This is a genomic window from Pseudomonas lalkuanensis, from assembly GCF_008807375.1.
GTDB classification, from domain to species: domain Bacteria; phylum Pseudomonadota; class Gammaproteobacteria; order Pseudomonadales; family Pseudomonadaceae; genus Metapseudomonas; species Metapseudomonas lalkuanensis.
Genome location: NZ_CP043311.1, coordinates 5,407,538 through 5,421,868, shown reverse-complemented (window position 1 = coordinate 5,421,868; position 14,331 = coordinate 5,407,538). Strand labels below are relative to the sequence as shown.

General features: G+C 65.6%; 12 protein-coding genes. 2 read left to right on the top strand and 10 right to left on the bottom strand.

The genetic code is table 11. The annotated features are described in order from the left end of the window. Positions 1 to 53: 53 nt before the first annotated feature. Together FXN65_RS25010 and FXN65_RS25005 are read right to left on the bottom strand one after the other, a co-directional pair. On the bottom strand, positions 54 to 332 hold the full coding sequence (locus FXN65_RS25010) for a hypothetical protein (protein ID WP_178119397.1): 279 nt from the start codon (positions 330 to 332) through the stop codon (positions 54 to 56). 228 nt (positions 333 to 560) lie between these two features. Beyond that, positions 561 to 1,157, bottom strand: coding sequence for a MarC family protein (locus FXN65_RS25005; RefSeq protein WP_151137471.1), 597 nt, complete (start codon positions 1,155 to 1,157; stop codon positions 561 to 563). Between the two features lie 138 nt (positions 1,158 to 1,295). Between FXN65_RS25005 and FXN65_RS25000 the strand changes: the two genes are divergently transcribed. Beyond that, positions 1,296 to 1,565, top strand: coding sequence for a ubiquitin family protein (locus tag FXN65_RS25000; RefSeq protein WP_151137469.1), 270 nt, complete (start codon positions 1,296 to 1,298; stop codon positions 1,563 to 1,565). A gap of 21 nt (positions 1,566 to 1,586) precedes the next feature. After that, on the top strand, positions 1,587 to 2,666 hold the full coding sequence (locus FXN65_RS24995; RefSeq protein ID WP_151137467.1) for a WD40/YVTN/BNR-like repeat-containing protein: 1,080 nt from the start codon (positions 1,587 to 1,589) through the stop codon (positions 2,664 to 2,666). Between the two features lie 204 nt (positions 2,667 to 2,870). Here the strand turns inward: FXN65_RS24995 and FXN65_RS24990 are convergent, their stop codons facing one another. The 8 genes from FXN65_RS24990 to accC form a co-directional block, all read right to left on the bottom strand. Beyond that, the gene (locus FXN65_RS24990; protein WP_151137465.1) at positions 2,871 to 5,648 is read right to left on the bottom strand and encodes a hybrid sensor histidine kinase/response regulator; all 2,778 of its coding nucleotides are present in this window, start codon (positions 5,646 to 5,648) and stop codon (positions 2,871 to 2,873) included. A 108-nt stretch (positions 5,649 to 5,756) separates the two neighbouring features. Beyond that, a complete protein-coding gene (gene purD, locus FXN65_RS24985; RefSeq protein WP_151137463.1) occupies positions 5,757 to 7,046 on the bottom strand; it encodes a phosphoribosylamine--glycine ligase in 1,290 nt (429 codons plus the stop codon). Positions 7,047 to 7,265: 219 nt separating this feature from the next. Then, positions 7,266 to 8,873, bottom strand: coding sequence for a bifunctional phosphoribosylaminoimidazolecarboxamide formyltransferase/IMP cyclohydrolase (gene purH / locus FXN65_RS24980; protein WP_151137461.1), 1,608 nt, complete (start codon positions 8,871 to 8,873; stop codon positions 7,266 to 7,268). 114 nt (positions 8,874 to 8,987) lie between these two features. Next, a complete protein-coding gene (fis, locus tag FXN65_RS24975) occupies positions 8,988 to 9,308 on the bottom strand; it encodes a DNA-binding transcriptional regulator Fis (RefSeq protein WP_151137459.1) in 321 nt (106 codons plus the stop codon). Beyond that, entirely contained in the window at positions 9,305 to 10,300 is a 996-nt protein-coding gene (gene dusB / locus FXN65_RS24970) for a tRNA dihydrouridine synthase DusB (RefSeq protein ID WP_151137457.1), read from the bottom strand. The genes fis and dusB overlap by 4 nt, the downstream gene beginning before the upstream one ends. Before the next feature lie 246 nt (positions 10,301 to 10,546). After that, on the bottom strand, positions 10,547 to 11,929 hold the full coding sequence (locus FXN65_RS24965; protein WP_151137455.1) for a DUF3426 domain-containing protein: 1,383 nt from the start codon (positions 11,927 to 11,929) through the stop codon (positions 10,547 to 10,549). 49 nt (positions 11,930 to 11,978) lie between these two features. Then, the gene (gene prmA / locus FXN65_RS24960) at positions 11,979 to 12,857 is read right to left on the bottom strand and encodes a 50S ribosomal protein L11 methyltransferase (protein WP_151137453.1); all 879 of its coding nucleotides are present in this window, start codon (positions 12,855 to 12,857) and stop codon (positions 11,979 to 11,981) included. Positions 12,858 to 12,981: 124 nt separating this feature from the next. Continuing rightward, positions 12,982 to 14,331: an acetyl-CoA carboxylase biotin carboxylase subunit gene (gene accC / locus FXN65_RS24955; RefSeq protein WP_151137451.1), complete on the bottom strand. Its 1,350-nt coding sequence runs from the start codon at positions 14,329 to 14,331 to the stop codon at positions 12,982 to 12,984.

Sequence of the window (14,331 nt, the reverse complement as noted above, 5' to 3'; positions counted from 1 at the left end):
TCTCACAAGTTTTCGAATAACTGCGTTGTTCTGCGTTCTTGTCCGGGCAGTTTTCAAAGGGGCTTCCTCGTCACCCTTGGGCTGGCTGCGGCGCTCTGCCGAGCGCTGTGCAACATGTGCTGGGTGATCTTGCGTACTTCGGCCTTGCTGGTTTCGATATGGGTCCTCAGCAATTGCTGTGCCTCTTCACATCGAGGCTCGGCAATCGCCGGGAGAATGGCGCCGTGTTCGGCGTAGGTGGTGCCGCTGCGAGACGCCTGGGGACGGATGATGCGGAGCTTTTCGCTGACTTCACGGCGGTTGCGCTGCCCGCGGATTCCACCCGTTGGCAATGGGAATCCTCGTCCAGGCGCGACACCACGGGGCGGTCTTTCAGGTGGTCTGCACCAATCAGGTGCGACTGGGTCGTTGCAGTGCTGCGGGGTGCTCATCGAAGGGGCGCGCAAATTGGCGCCTCACTGCGTCGAGCCTGCGGGCCGGGCATCGCGATGCGATGGGTATCGTTCCGCCGTGGATCGCCGCCCGACCCATCCTGCGAAATACCGCTGCGATGGGCTGCACTACGAAACCAGGTAGTTCTTCACCCCGGTGAAGATGATCTGCGCGGCCAGGGCGCAGACGAACAGGCCCATCAGACGGCTGACGATCTGCAGGCCCTGGTCGCCGAGGATGCGTTCGATACGGTCGGAAAGGTAGAGGATCGCGCCTACGGTGGCTGCGGCGATGGCAATGGCGAACAGCGCGGTGAATTTGTCTTCCCACTGCACGTGACCGGCGCCCATGACCAGCATGGCGCCGATGGTGCCGGGGCCGACGGTCAGCGGGATGGTAAGCGGCACGATGGTGACGTCCTGCTGCACGTTGTCTGCCTGGACCGCCGGCTTGCCCTGGGCCATGCCCAGCGCGGAGATGAACAGCACAGTACCGGCGCCGATGCGGAAGGCGTCGATGGTGATGCCGAAGACATTGAAGATGGCCTGGCCGAACAGGTAGAGCAGGGCGCTGGCCACCAGGGTGCCGAGGGCGACTTTCCAGGCGAGTTTCTTGCGCTCCTTCACCGTGTAGCCGCGGGTGAGGGAAATGAAGCAGGAGAGCACGAAGAAGGGGCTATAGAGCACCAGCATCTTCAGGTACAGGCTGGAAAGGCTTTCGAGCATGGGGGCATCCGTTCGTGACTGCGAGGGCCGCTCATCAGTGTAGAGGCTGCCCTGCCATTGGGCGCACAACTATAACCGCGCAGAGGTCGTCGGCTAACCTGATTCAACCGGGTTGTTTCGTCGCGCAGGGAGCCATTGATGGCGCACATGAGCTTCACTCCCAACCTGCAACGTCACCTTGACGTCCCCGAACTGGATGTCGCGGCGGCCTCCGTGGCCGAGGCGCTGGAAGCTGCCTTCGCCGCCAATCCGCGCCTGCGCAGCTACCTGCTGGATGACCAGGGCCGCCTGCGCCGCCATGTGGCGATCTTCGTCGATGCCCAGCAAGTCAGCGACCGTCGCCGCCTCACCGATCCGGTGGGGCCGGCCAGTGACATCTTCGTTGTCCAGGCGTTGTCCGGCGGTTGAGCCGGCGCAAGGAGAATCACCATGAGCCGATGCATCCATGTGGCAACCCGCAAGGGGCTGCTGCGTTTCGAGCCAGAGGGCGACGGCTGGCGCCTGGCGCGCCAGGATTTTCTTGGCGAACCCGTTAGCATGCTGCTGGCCGACCCGCGAGACGGCCACCTCTATGCCGCCCTGCATCTGGGCCATTTCGGCCCCAAGCTGTGGCGCTCGGCGGACGTCGGGCAGAACTGGACGGAAGTGGCCGCGCCGGCCTTCTCCCCGGCAGCGGAGGGCGAGGAAGGGCCGTCGGTGGAAATGATCTGGTGCCTGGAACCGGGAGGCGCCGACCAACCCGGTGTGCTCTGGGCCGGCACCATTCCCGGTGGCCTGTTCAAGTCCCGCGACCGGGGCAGTTCCTGGGAGCTGGTGGACAGCCTCTGGCAGCGCCCGGAGCGGGCCAACTGGTTCGGCGGCGGTTATGACCAGCCCGGTATCCACTCCCTCTGCGTCGACCCGCGCAACAGTCGTCACCTGACCCTGGCGGTGTCCTGCGGCGGCATCTGGCACAGCGAGGACGAAGGCGCCAGCTGGAACCACAGGACCCGTGGCATGCGCGCCGCCTACATGCCGCCGGAACGCGCCGAAGACCCGGACATCCAGGACCCGCACCGCATGGTGGCCTGCCCGGCATACCCGGAGCGACTCTGGGTGCAGCATCACAGCGGCATTTTCGTCAGTTCCGATCGCGGCTTGAACTGGCGGGAGATCGAGCAGGCCGGTCCCTCTACCTTCGGCTTCGCGGTGGCGGTGCACCCGTCGGACCCGGACTGCGCCTGGTTCGTGCCGGCCGTGAAGGATGAATGCCGCGTGCCCGCCGACCAGCGTTTGCGGGTCACCCGAACCCGCGATGGCGGCAAGCATTTCGAGGTGCTGGAGCAGGGTCTGCCGCAGCAGCTCTGCTACGACCTGGTGTATCGCCACGGGCTGGACGTGGATGGCAGCGGGCAGTGTCTGGCAATGGGCTCCACCACCGGGCATCTGTGGATATCCGGGGATCAGGGGGACAGCTGGAAGCTGGTGGCGGGGCATTTGCCGCCGATTTTTGCGGTGAGGTGGGGGTAGGCAGGCCTGCGGCCTGCTTGGCGAATGAATTCGCCCCTACAGGTACTGCGCGAGCTTGCCGGCGCGAGTCCCCCCTCTCCTCTTCAGGGAGAGGGGCCTGGGGAGAGGGAGGGTGAGTTCGGCAGGGCGTTGAATGGCAGGACTGCGTCCTGCTTTCGCGAATGAATTCGCTCCTACAGGGGCCCCTGCAGGGCGTTTGCCCAATCAGCTATGCATCGCGTGGCGGTCGCGCATTTCCTTCTCGGCCACCCAGTACTCGATCAGCTCGCGCAATTGCGAGAGCTCCACCGGCTTGGCCATGTGGCCGTCCATGCCGGCCAGGCGGGCGCGTTCCTTGTGCTCGCTGAGGATGTGGGCGGTCAGGGCGACCACCGGGGTGCGCGGGCGCTGCTCCAGGTTTTCCCAGTGGCGCAGCATCTCGGTGGCGGTGAAGCCATCCAGCACAGGCATCTCGCAGTCCATCAGCACCAGGTCGTAGTGCTGGTTCTTCATGGCGCTCAGGGCTTCCTCGCCGTTGCTGGCGGTATCCGGCTCGAGGTTGAGTTTGCTCAGCATGCCGCGGATGACCTTGGTGGAGATGCTGTTGTCCTCGGCCACCAGGATGCGGAAGTCGCTGGGTACATGCAGCGGTTGGCTGACCTGCGAGCCCGGCAGGGAGATGGCGCCGCCTTCCTTGCGCTGGTTGAGTTCGTCGGCCAGGGTGGTCTTCAGCGTGTAGCCGGCCACCGGCTTGGCGAGGATGCGCTTGATGCCGGCGTTGCGCGCGATGATCTTGCTCGGCGCGTTGCTGATGCCGGTGAGCATGATGATCAGGATATCGTGGCTGAGGCTGGGGTCTTCCTTGATCTTGGCTGCCAGCTGCATGCCGGTCATGCCGGGCATGTCCTGGTCCAGCAGGACCACGTCGAAATACTCGCGCAGGTGCGCCTTGGTGCGCAGCAGGGCCAGGGCCTCCTTGCCGGAGGGCACGGCGCTGACCTGCAGACCCCAGGCGCTGCATTGCTGCACCAGTACCTTGCGGCAGGTGTCGTTGTCGTCAACCACCAGCAGGCGCGCGCCTTCCAGCGGGCTGTCGAGGTCGGCGGTGGGGCGTACCAGGTGCTGGGCGTCCAGCGGCAGGGTCAGCCAGAGCGTGCTGCCCTGGCCGGAACCGCTCTGGATGCCGAACTCGCCGTTCATCAGGCGTACGAGCTGGCGGGCGATGACCAGGCCCAGGCGGCCGCCGAGCTTTGAGGCGGCGAGGAAATCGCTGCTCTGCAGTTCCGCGTTGAGCAGCGCCTCGCGCTCGCTGGCGTCCAGGGGCCGGCCGCTGTCCTGCACGGCAATGCGCAGGCGCGGCTGCGGGGTGCTGTTGTCCAGCGCCACCACCAGGAGGATTTCGCCTTCGTCGGTCTGCTTGAAGGCGTTGTCCAGCAGGCTGAGGAGGATCTGCCGCAGACGGGTGGGGTCGCCACTGACGACGCGGGGCACCTGGGGCTGCATGAAGCTGATGAGTTCGACCCGCTGCTGCTCGGCCTTGGCGCGGAAGATGTCGAGGCAGTCGTCGATCAGGGCGTTGAGGTCGAACTGCACGTCGTCCAGTTCGATCTGGCCGGACTCCAGCTTGGAGATGTCGAGGATCTCGTTGATCAGGGTGAGCAGTTCGTTGCCGGAGCTGTGGATGGTCTGCACGTAGTCGCGTTGCTTGGCCGACAGCGGGGTGCCCAGGAGCAGCTCGGTCATGCCCAGCACGCCGTTCATCGGGGTGCGGATCTCGTGGCTGATCTTGGCGAGGAATTCACCCTTGGCCTTGAGTTCGGCGGAGCTGGCGGCCAGGGCGCGGCTGGCGCTGAAGGCCTCATGCTGGAGGCGCCGCTGGCGTTCGCTCAGGGCCATGCTGAGGAACACGCCGCTGATGGTGGAAGTCGCCAGCAGGGCATAGGCCAGCCAGTCGGACTGCATGTGCCAGTAACCGAACAGGGCCGGCAGGGCGCCAAGGATGGCGATGCAGAACACGCCCAGGGCCAGGCTGAACAGCCGCGCCGGTCGATAGCCCTGGCGCCAGTGGACGATGGCGAGGGCGAACATGCTGAGGCTGGCGATGGCTGCCAGCACGTAGACCAGCTGGTTGAACTGCAGCTCGGTGATGATCAGCAGCAGGATGGCGGTCAGGGCGATCATCACGATCTCGCCCAGCAGCAGGCCGGTGAGCGGCGTGCTGGGGCAGACCTTGTGGAAGAAACTGACGGTGAAGGCCAGGGCGCAGACCATGGCGGTCAGCATGGCCAGGTTGGCGATCTGCGGCTGCGCGCTCTGCCAGTCGCCCAGCCAGGGCGAGCTGATGCCCAGCAGGCTGACGCTGGTGACGATCAGGCCGCTCTGCGCGGCGGCGAGCCAGAGACTGACGGCGGCGCGTGAGTACGCGTAACGCACAAGGTTGTAGTAGACCAGCATGACGAGGCCGCCGAGCAGCAGGCCGAAGAGCAGCGGACGGGTGTCGTCGGCGGCCATCAGTGCGGCGGATTGCAGCGTCACGGTGGGGCGCAGGGCGTGTTCCGAGGCCATGCGCAGGTAGAGATCCAGGGGCTCCTGCCGGACCGGCAGGGGCAGGAGGAAATCGCGGCTGGGCAGCGGGCGTTCGCTGAAGGGCAGGCGGCTGCCGGTGCGGGTATGGGCCACCAGTTCGTCGCCCTTGAGGACGTAGAGGTCGAGGTAGGCCAGGTAGGGGGCGAAGACCCGCAGCAATTGCTCGTGCTGGCCGGGTTGAAGCTGGTAGTGCAGCCACAGGGCGCTGCTGCCGCCGGGCGTGTAGAGCTGGTCGAGGTCGATCGGGGTGAACTGGGAGAGGGCTTGCTGGGTGCGGATCTCCTGCAACTGCAGGTTGGCACTGGGATCGAGCAGCATGCTCCATTGCCGCTCTTCGGCCGCCTGGGCGGGCAGCAGATAAATCAGGGCCAGTATCAGGCTGGCGATCAATCCTGTGGCAATCCTGAGCCGGGGCACGGTCGAGGTCCCTTCGTGGGTGAGTGGCCGGATTATAGACAAGGCCTTCTCGGACGGAATATGACCAAGGCGGCCATCCGGCCGCCCTGGTGAGTACTATCAGACTTCTTACCCTTCGCCGCGTTCCCGGGCAATGGCCCGGTAGCCGATGTCCTTGCGGTAGAAGCAGCCGTTCCAGCGGATCTTCTCCGCCAGGCGATAGGCCTGCTGCTGCGCGTCGGACACGCTGGCGCCGATGGCGGTGGCGCAGAGCACGCGGCCGCCGGCGGTGACGATCTGGCCGTCCTTCTGCGCGGTACCGGCGTGGAACACCTTGCCGTCCAGGGCCGCGGCGTCGGCCAGGCCCTCGATCACGTCACCCTTGGTGTAGTCGCCCGGATAGCCGCCGGCAGCCAGCACCACGCCTACGGTGGGGCGCGGGTCCCAGGTGGCTTCGACCTTGTCCAGGGCCTTGGCCAGGGCGGCTTCCACCAGCAGGACCAGGGAGCTTTCCAGGCGCACCATGATCGGCTGGGTCTCCGGGTCGCCGAAGCGGCAGTTGAACTCGATGACCTTGGGCGCGCCGTTCTTGTCGATCATCAGGCCGGCATAGAGGAAGCCGGTGTAGACGTTGCCTTCCTCGGCCATGCCGCGCACGGTCGGGTAGATCACTTCGTCCATCACGCGCTGGTGCACGTCGGCAGTGACCACCGGGGCCGGGGAGTAGGCGCCCATGCCGCCGGTGTTCGGGCCGGTATCGCCGTCGCCGACGCGCTTGTGGTCCTGGCTGGTGGCCATGGGCAGCACGTTCTGGCCGTCGACCATGACGATGAAGCTGGCTTCCTCACCGTCGAGGAACTCCTCGATCACCACGCGGGAACCGGCGTCACCGAAGGCGTTGCCGGCGAGCATGTCGCGCACGGCCGCTTCGGCTTCCTCGAGGGTCATGGCGACGATCACGCCCTTGCCGGCGGCCAGGCCGTCGGCCTTGATGACGATGGGGGCGCCTTTCTCTTTCAGGTAGGCCAGGGCCGGCTCCACCTCGGTGAAGTTCTGGTAGGCGGCGGTGGGAATCTGGTGGCGGGCCAGGAAGTCCTTGGTGAAGGCCTTGGAGCCTTCCAGCTGGGCGGCGCCGGCGGTGGGGCCGAAGATGGCCAGGCCGCGGGCGCGGAACAGGTCGACCACGCCTTTCACCAGCGGCGCTTCCGGGCCGACGATGGTGAGCTGGACATTCTTCTCGGCGAAGTCGGCCAGTTGCTCCAGTGCCAGCACGTCGATGGCGACGTTCTCGCACTTGGCTTCAGTCGCGGTGCCAGCGTTGCCCGGGGCGACGAAGACCTTCGCAACGCGTGGGTCCTGGGCCACTTTCCAGGCCAGGGCGTGTTCACGGCCGCCGCTGCCGATGATGAGTACGTTCATTGAATTCTCCTTCGGGAGGCGGGCCTGCGGCCCGTTTGGTGGATAAGAGAAGCGCTATCCACCCTACAAAAGCGCTTACACACGACAGTCGAGGTCGCGATCGGGCTGGTAGGTGCAAGGCGCCCGGCCCTTCACCCAGCGGATTTGCCTTCTGGCAATGAGCATGGGGGAAGGGCCGGGCAACGCCGCAGATGCCTGTCCGAGTGCGGCCGTCTCCGCTTAGTGGCGGAAGTGGCGCATGCCGGTGAACACCATCGCGATGCCCGCTTCATCGGCGGCGGCGATCACTTCGTTGTCGCGCATGGAGCCGCCCGGCTGGATCACGGCGGTGATGCCGGCCTTGGCCGCGTTGTCGATACCGTCGCGGAAGGGGAAGAAGGCGTCGGAAGCCATGACCGCGCCTTTCACCTCAAGACCGGCATGCTCGGCCTTGATGGCAGCGATGCGGGCGGAGTTCACGCGGCTCATCTGGCCGGCGCCGACACCGACGGTCTGGCGGTTCTTGGCGTAGACGATGGCGTTGGACTTGACGAACTTGGCCACTTTCCAGGCGAAGATCAGGTCGTGGATCTCCTGCTCGCTCGGGGCGCGCTGGGTCACGATCTTCAGGTCGGAGGCGGCGATCATGCCGATGTCGCGGCTCTGTACCAGCAGGCCGCCGTTGACGCGCTTGAAGTCCCAGCCAGCAGCACGTTCGGCCGACCACTCACCGCATTCCAGCAGGCGGACGTTGGCCTTGGCGGCAACCACTTCACGGGCGGCAGCGGAGATTTTCGGGGCGATGATCACTTCGACGAACTGGCGCTCGACGATGGCCTTGGCGGTTTCGCCATCCAGTTCGCGGTTGAAGGCGATGATGCCGCCGAAGGCGGATTCGGTATCGGTGGCGTAGGCCAGGTCGTAGGCCTTGCGGATGCCGCCTTCGTTCTCCGGTACCACGGCGACGCCGCACGGGTTGGCGTGCTTGACGATGACGCAGGCCGGCTTGAGGAAGCTCTTCACGCATTCCAGCGCGGCGTCGGTGTCGGCCACGTTGTTGAAGGAGAGTTCCTTGCCCTGCAGCTGGATGGCGGTGGAAACGCTGGCCTCGCCCTTCTTCGCTTCTACGTAGAACGCCGCGCTCTGGTGCGGGTTCTCGCCGTAGCGCATCTCCTGGGCCTTGACGAACTGGCTGTTGAAGGTGCGCGGGAAGGCGCCACGGCCCTCGGTGGACAGGGTGTCGCGAGCCTGGTCGATGGTGCCCAGGTAGTTGGCGATCATGCCGTCGTAGGCGGAGGTGTGCTCGAACGCCTTGAGGGCCAGGTCGAAACGCTGGGCGTAGGTCAGGCCGCCGGCTTTCAGGCCGTCGAGGACGCTGGCGTAGTCGCTGGCGTTGACCACGATGGCGACGTCCTTGTGGTTCTTCGCGGCGCTGCGAACCATGGTCGGGCCGCCGATATCGATGTTCTCGATGGCGGTGGGCAGGTCGCAGTCAGGCTTGGCGACGGTGGCCTCGAAGGGGTAGAGGTTGACCGCGACCAGGTCGATCGGCTTGATGCCGTGCTGTTCCATCACCGCGCCGTCGAGGTCGCGACGACCGAGGATGCCACCGTGGATCTTCGGGTGCAGGGTCTTCACGCGGCCGTCCATCATTTCCGGGAAGCCGGTGTAGTCGGCAACTTCCACGGCGGCGATGCCGTTGTCCTTGAGCAGCTTGTAGGTGCCGCCGGTGGAGAGGATTTCCACGCCAAGGGCAGCCAGCTCACGGGCGAAGTCGACGATGCCGGTCTTGTCGGAGACGCTGATCAGGGCACGGCGAACGGGAAGGCGGGTGGTCTGGTCGGTCATTTCGGAACCATTCGAGTGGGAGAGGGTTTGGCGGACGGGCCTGAAACTGGAAGCCGGAAGCTCGATCGTCGGGGTTCGTCCCGCTTCAGGCTTCCGGCTTCCAGCTTCCGCCCTTCAGAGCAGGTCGTATTGCTTGAGCTTCTTGCGCAGCGTGCCCCGGTTGAGGCCGAGCATTTCGGAAGCCTTGGTCTGGTTACCCTTGACGTAGTTCATCACGGTTTCCAGCAGCGGCGCTTCCACTTCGGAAAGCACCAGGTTGTACACGTCCGTGACGGCGGCGCCCTCAAGATGGGCGAAATAATTGTGCAGTGCCTTCTCGACACTGCCGCGCAGGGTCTGGCCCTCTGCGGTCGGTGCCGTCAGGTGCTGTTTCAGGTTGGCGTTGTCGCTCACGGGTGTTGCCCCATCAAAAAAATTCTCGGTCATCGTCGTCATGCGGCCTTTTCCCCTTCGTTGTGACGCTCGGCGAAGAACTCCCGAACGTTGGCGCACTGCGCGTCCGTGGACTCCAAACGATTGAACTTGGCGCGAAACTCCCTGGCGCCGGGCAGGGTTGCCAGATACCAGCCGACATGCTTGCGGGCGATGCGAACGCCCATCTCCTCGCCATAGAAGGCGTGCAGTGCGGCCAGGTGCTCCAGCAGTATCCGTTCCACTTCGATCAAGCCCGGCGCCGGCAGAAATTCACCGGTCGCCAGGTAATGCGCGATCTCGCGGAAGATCCAGGGTCGCCCCTGGGCCGCTCGACCGATCAGCAGGGCATCGGCGCCGGTGGCGTCGAGGACCTGTCTGGCTTTCTGTGGCGAATCGATATCGCCGTTGGCGAAGACCGGAATGGACACCGCCTGCTTGATCGCCGCGATGGTGTCGTACTCGGCTTCGCCGGTGTACAGGTCTGCGCGGGTCCGGCCATGGACAGCCAGGGCCTGGATACCAGCCTGTTCGGCGATCTTCGCTACGGTGATGCCGTTCCTGTTCGATCGGTCCCAACCGGTACGGATCTTCAGGGTGACGGGCACGTCGACGGCCCTGACCACGGCGTCGAGGATGTCGGCCACCAGGGCCTCGTCCTTCATCAGCGCCGAGCCGGCGGCCTTGTTGCAGACCTTCTTCGCCGGGCAGCCCATGTTGATGTCGATGATCTGTGCACCGAGTTCGACATTGGCCCTGGCCGCTTCCGCCAGCATTTCCGGATCACCACCGGCTATCTGGACGGAGCGAGGCTCCGGATCCCCCTCGTGGAGCAGGCGCAGCCGCGACTTGCGGCTGTTCCACAGGCGCACGTCACTGGTGACCATCTCCGATACCACCAGGCCGGCGCCGAGGCGGCGGCAAAGCTGACGGAACGGCTGGTCGGTCACGCCCGCCATGGGGGCGAGGATCACCTGATTGGGCAAGGCATAAGGGCCAATGCTAACCGCCGACATGGGTCTTCCCTGTTTGGGGCCTGTGCTCTGTTGACTGCCAGGGTCAATACGGAAGCGGGCTGCGCCTGGTTTTGCCAGTGCTCGCCGACGTTCCGCAAGGAACCTGAGGGAGTTCGAAAAAGGGTGGGCATGATACCCGCTCTCGATGACTGGATAAAGGCTGTTTTGAACAAATTCTGAACAGCCCCATGCTTATCGCCGGGAGTTAGCGGTGGGCTGGAAGCGCCGGAATCCGGCGCTTTCGGCTCATTCTGGGGAGTGGAAGCTGAGGCTGTAGTTCACGGCCTTGGTGCCCGGGTCGAGGATGTCCAGGCTGATGTGAATGGGGGTTTGCGGCGGCATTTCCGCCTGTCCGGCCAGCTCGCCGGAAAGGTATTCGCCTGGCTTGAACCGGCGACTGGCCAGCAACTGGCCGTTGATGTCGGCGAAACGCAGTTCCAGCAGCGGGAACGGCTGGGAGAAGGCGGCGCGGTTGTAGAGGATGGCGTCGACCACCAGGGCGCCGGAGAACTCGGGGTGGCTGCGCACCACGAGGTTGCTGCTCTTGATCAGGTCGATGTCCACCTTGGAGGGCATCTGGCAGCCGATTTCCGGGCAGATCTGCTGGAACCAGGGGCGGTACTGGTCCTGCCGGGCGAGTTCATCGAAGTGGTACCAGACGTACTGGCCGGTCAGGGCCAGGGCGGCCACCAGGTTCAGCAGCGTCCAGCCGATCCAGCGGCCCCAGGGGCGCTTGTGTTCCTGCCAGTCCAGCTGCAGCGGCTCTTCGCTGAGCTCGAGCAGGCCGTCGTCGCGCAGGCCGGGCTCGCTGCGCTGGGGCTGCGGGCGTGCCGGTTCGGCGACCTGAGGTTCGTCCTGGTCTTCGTCGAAGTCGTCACGCAGGTCTTCGGGTTCGTCGTCGCGGGCGGAACCCAGGCTGAAGTCCGGGCCCGGCTCGTCTTCCACCAGGTCCATGGACAGGCGCGGTTCGGTGCGTGGTGCCGGCGCCGGCCTGGGCAGTTCGGCCGGGGCGCGGCTGACCGGCTCGGCAACGGGCTCGGCGCGCAGTTCGAAATCGGGCTCCGGGTCCCCATCCGCATCTGCGGTCATGGAGGGGGTGTGTTCCTCGGCTTCCAGCAGGGCCTCGGCCCAGTCTTCGTCATGGCGCGGTTTCGGTTGCGCCTCGTTGTGCACCGGGGCGCCCGGGCCGAGCAGGTCGCGGGACAGGCGTTGTTCTTCCTGTTCCAGCTTGGCCAGCTCTTCGTCCAGGTCGAGGCTGTCGAGATCCAGGTCGTCGTGGATCCACAGGGTATCGCCACCGGCCGGTTGGGCCGGTGGCTTGGCTTGTGGGGCGACCGGCTGCTTGAGCACGGCGGCGACACTGGGTACCGGGGCTGCGGCAGCCGCTGGAGCTGCCGGTGCCTGGGGGGCTGCCGGCTTGGGCGCCGGGGCGGTGGCGGCGGGTGCCTTGGGTTTGGGAGATGCCGGAGTGGCCGCCTGGCCCTGGGACGCCAACAACTGCTGCGCCGCATTGAACACATGCAGGCAGGCACCGCAGCGCACGGCGCCGTGGGCCACCGCCAGCTGGGCGCGGCTGACGCGGAAACTGGTCTGGCAATGCGGGCACTGGGTGACGAAGCTGTCGGTCATGCGGCGATCCGGTCGAAACGAAAGGCTATTTTACTCGATCTGCTGGCTTTCAGCGGCGCACGCCACTGATGCGTACCCAGCCGTCCTTCTCCGCGGTGGGGTCGAGATCGAAGGCGTCGGCGTAGGCGGCGCGCACTTCCTCGGCCTGCTCGGCAAGGATGCCGGACAGCGCCAGGCGTCCACCAGGCGCCACCAGGCTGGTGATCTGCGGGGCCAGCGAAACCAGCGGGCCGGCGAGGATGTTCGCCACCACCACTGCGGCGGGTTTGGCGGGCAGGTCGGCGGGGAGATAGACCGGGAAGCGTGCCGGGTCGATGCCATTGCGCGAGGCGTTGTCGCGGGAGGCTTCCAGGGCCTGCGGGTCGATATCGGTACCGACCGCCTGGCGCGCGCCCAGCAGCAACGCGGCGATGGCGAGGATGCCTGAGCCGCAGCCGAAATCCAGCACCTCGCAACCGTCCAGCTCCTGGCCGTCCAGCCACTCCAGGCAGAGGGCGGTGGTCGGGTGGGTGCCGGTGCCGAAGGCGAGGCCCGGGTCCAGCAGCAGGTTCACCGCATCCGGCTCGGGGGCATCGTGCCAGCTCGGCACTATCCACAGGCGGCGGCCGAAGCGCATGGGCTGGAAGTTGTCCATCCAGCTGCGTTCCCAGTCCTGGTCTTCGATGCGTTCGATCTGGTGCGCCGGCAGCGCGCCGCCGGTCAGCAGTTCCAGGTGTGCCACCAGGGCGGTTTCGTCGGTATCGGCCTCGAACAGGGCGAGCAGGTGGGTGTGGGACCAGAGCGGGGTGGTGCCCAGGTCCGGCTCGAAGATCGGCTGGTCTTCGGCATCCATGAAGGTTACCGAGACGGCGCCCACTTCCAGCAGGGCGTCCTCGTAGGTTTCGGCCTGTTCCGGGGTGATGGCGAGTCGAACTTGTAACCAGGGCATGGCGGGACCTCTTGAAAATTCAGCGTGCGCATTCGGCAGGCGCGCAAGCTTACTTGAGCACAGGCCGGAAAAACACAAGGGCCGCCATGTGGCAGCCCCTGTGTCGTGGATCAGGCACTGGAGATCAGTGCTTGTCCATGCCGAGTTTCTTTTCCAGGTAGTGGATGTTGATCCCACCCTTGCAGAAACCCTTGTCGCGAGTGAGGTCGCGGTGCAGCGGGATGTTGGTCTTGATCCCGTCGACGACGATCTCGTCCAGCGCATTGCGCATGCGCGCCATGGCTTCGTCGCGATCCTTGCCGTAGGTGATCAGCTTGCCGATCAGCGAGTCGTAGTTCGGCGGAACCGCGTAGCCGCTGTACAGGTGCGAATCAACGCGAACGCCGTTGCCGCCCGGTGCATGGAAGTAGTTCACCTTGCCGGGGCAGGGCATGAAGTTGTCCGGGTCTTCGGCGTTGATCCGGCATTCCAGCGCATGGCCACGGATGACCACGTCTTCCTGCTTGATCGACAGCTTGTTGCCGGCGGCGATGCTGAGCATTTCCTTGAGGATGTCGATACCGGTGACCATTTCGGTAACCGGGTGCTCCACCTGCACGCGAGTGTTCATCTCGATGAAGTAGAAACGGCCATTCTCGTAGAGGAACTCGAAGGTGCCGGCGCCGCGGTAGCCGATCTCGATGCAGGCCTGGACGCAGCGGTCCAGCACTTCGGCGCGGGCTTTCTCGTCGATATCCGGAGCAGGGGCTTCTTCCAGAACCTTCTGGTGACGACGCTGCAGGGAGCAGTCGCGGTCGCCCAGGTGAATGGCGTTACCCTGTCCGTCGGACAGGACCTGGACTTCGACGTGACGCGGGTTGGTGAGGAACTTCTCCAGGTAGACCATGGAGTTGCCGAAGGCTGCACCGGCTTCGGTACGGGTCAGCTTGGCCGACTTGATCAGCTCTTCTTCCTCGAAGACCACGCGCATGCCGCGACCACCACCGCCGCCGGCGGCCTTGATGATCACCGGGTAACCCACTTCGCGGGCGATGGCCAGGGCGGTTTCCTCGTCCTCCGGCAGCGGGCCGTCGGAGCCCGGCACGGTCGGTACGCCGGAACGCTTCATGGCGTCCTTGGCGGAAACCTTGTCACCCATCAGGCGAATGGTGTCCGCTTTCGGGCCGATGAAGGCGAAGCCGGATTTCTCCACCTGTTCGGCGAAGTCGGCGTTCTCGGCGAGGAAGCCGTAGCCCGGGTGGATCGCAGTCGCGCCGGTCAGTTCGGCGGCGCTGATGATCGCCGGGATGCTCAGGTAGGACTGGGCGGCCGAAGCCGGGCCGATGCAGACGGTCTCGTCGGCCAGGGACAGGTGCATCAGCTCACGGTCGGCTGTGGAGTGCACCGCCACCGTCTTGATGCCCAGCTCCTTGCAGGCGCGCAGGATGCGCAGGGCAATCTCGCCACGGTTGGCGATCAGGACTTTTTCCAACAT

What these genes read in the sequence shown, in the direction of transcription:
- FXN65_RS25005 (WP_151137471.1), bottom strand. Translation starts at nt 1,157, where the DNA reads ATGCTCGAAAGCCTTTCCAGCCTGTACCTGAAGATGCTGGTGCTCTAT.
- FXN65_RS25000 (WP_151137469.1), top strand. Translation starts at nt 1,296, where the DNA reads ATGGCGCACATGAGCTTCACTCCCAACCTGCAACGTCACCTTGACGTC.
- FXN65_RS24995 (WP_151137467.1), top strand. Translation starts at nt 1,587, where the DNA reads ATGAGCCGATGCATCCATGTGGCAACCCGCAAGGGGCTGCTGCGTTTC.
- purD (WP_151137463.1), bottom strand. Translation starts at nt 7,046, where the DNA reads ATGAACGTACTCATCATCGGCAGCGGCGGCCGTGAACACGCCCTGGCC.
- purH (WP_151137461.1), bottom strand. Translation starts at nt 8,873, where the DNA reads ATGACCGACCAGACCACCCGCCTTCCCGTTCGCCGTGCCCTGATCAGC.
- fis (WP_151137459.1), bottom strand. Translation starts at nt 9,308, where the DNA reads ATGACGACGATGACCGAGAATTTTTTTGATGGGGCAACACCCGTGAGC.
- dusB (WP_151137457.1), bottom strand. Translation starts at nt 10,300, where the DNA reads ATGTCGGCGGTTAGCATTGGCCCTTATGCCTTGCCCAATCAGGTGATC.
- FXN65_RS24965 (WP_151137455.1), bottom strand. Translation starts at nt 11,929, where the DNA reads ATGACCGACAGCTTCGTCACCCAGTGCCCGCATTGCCAGACCAGTTTC.
- prmA (WP_151137453.1), bottom strand. Translation starts at nt 12,857, where the DNA reads ATGCCCTGGTTACAAGTTCGACTCGCCATCACCCCGGAACAGGCCGAA.
- accC (WP_151137451.1), bottom strand. Translation starts at nt 14,331, where the DNA reads ATGTTGGAAAAAGTCCTGATCGCCAACCGTGGCGAGATTGCCCTGCGC.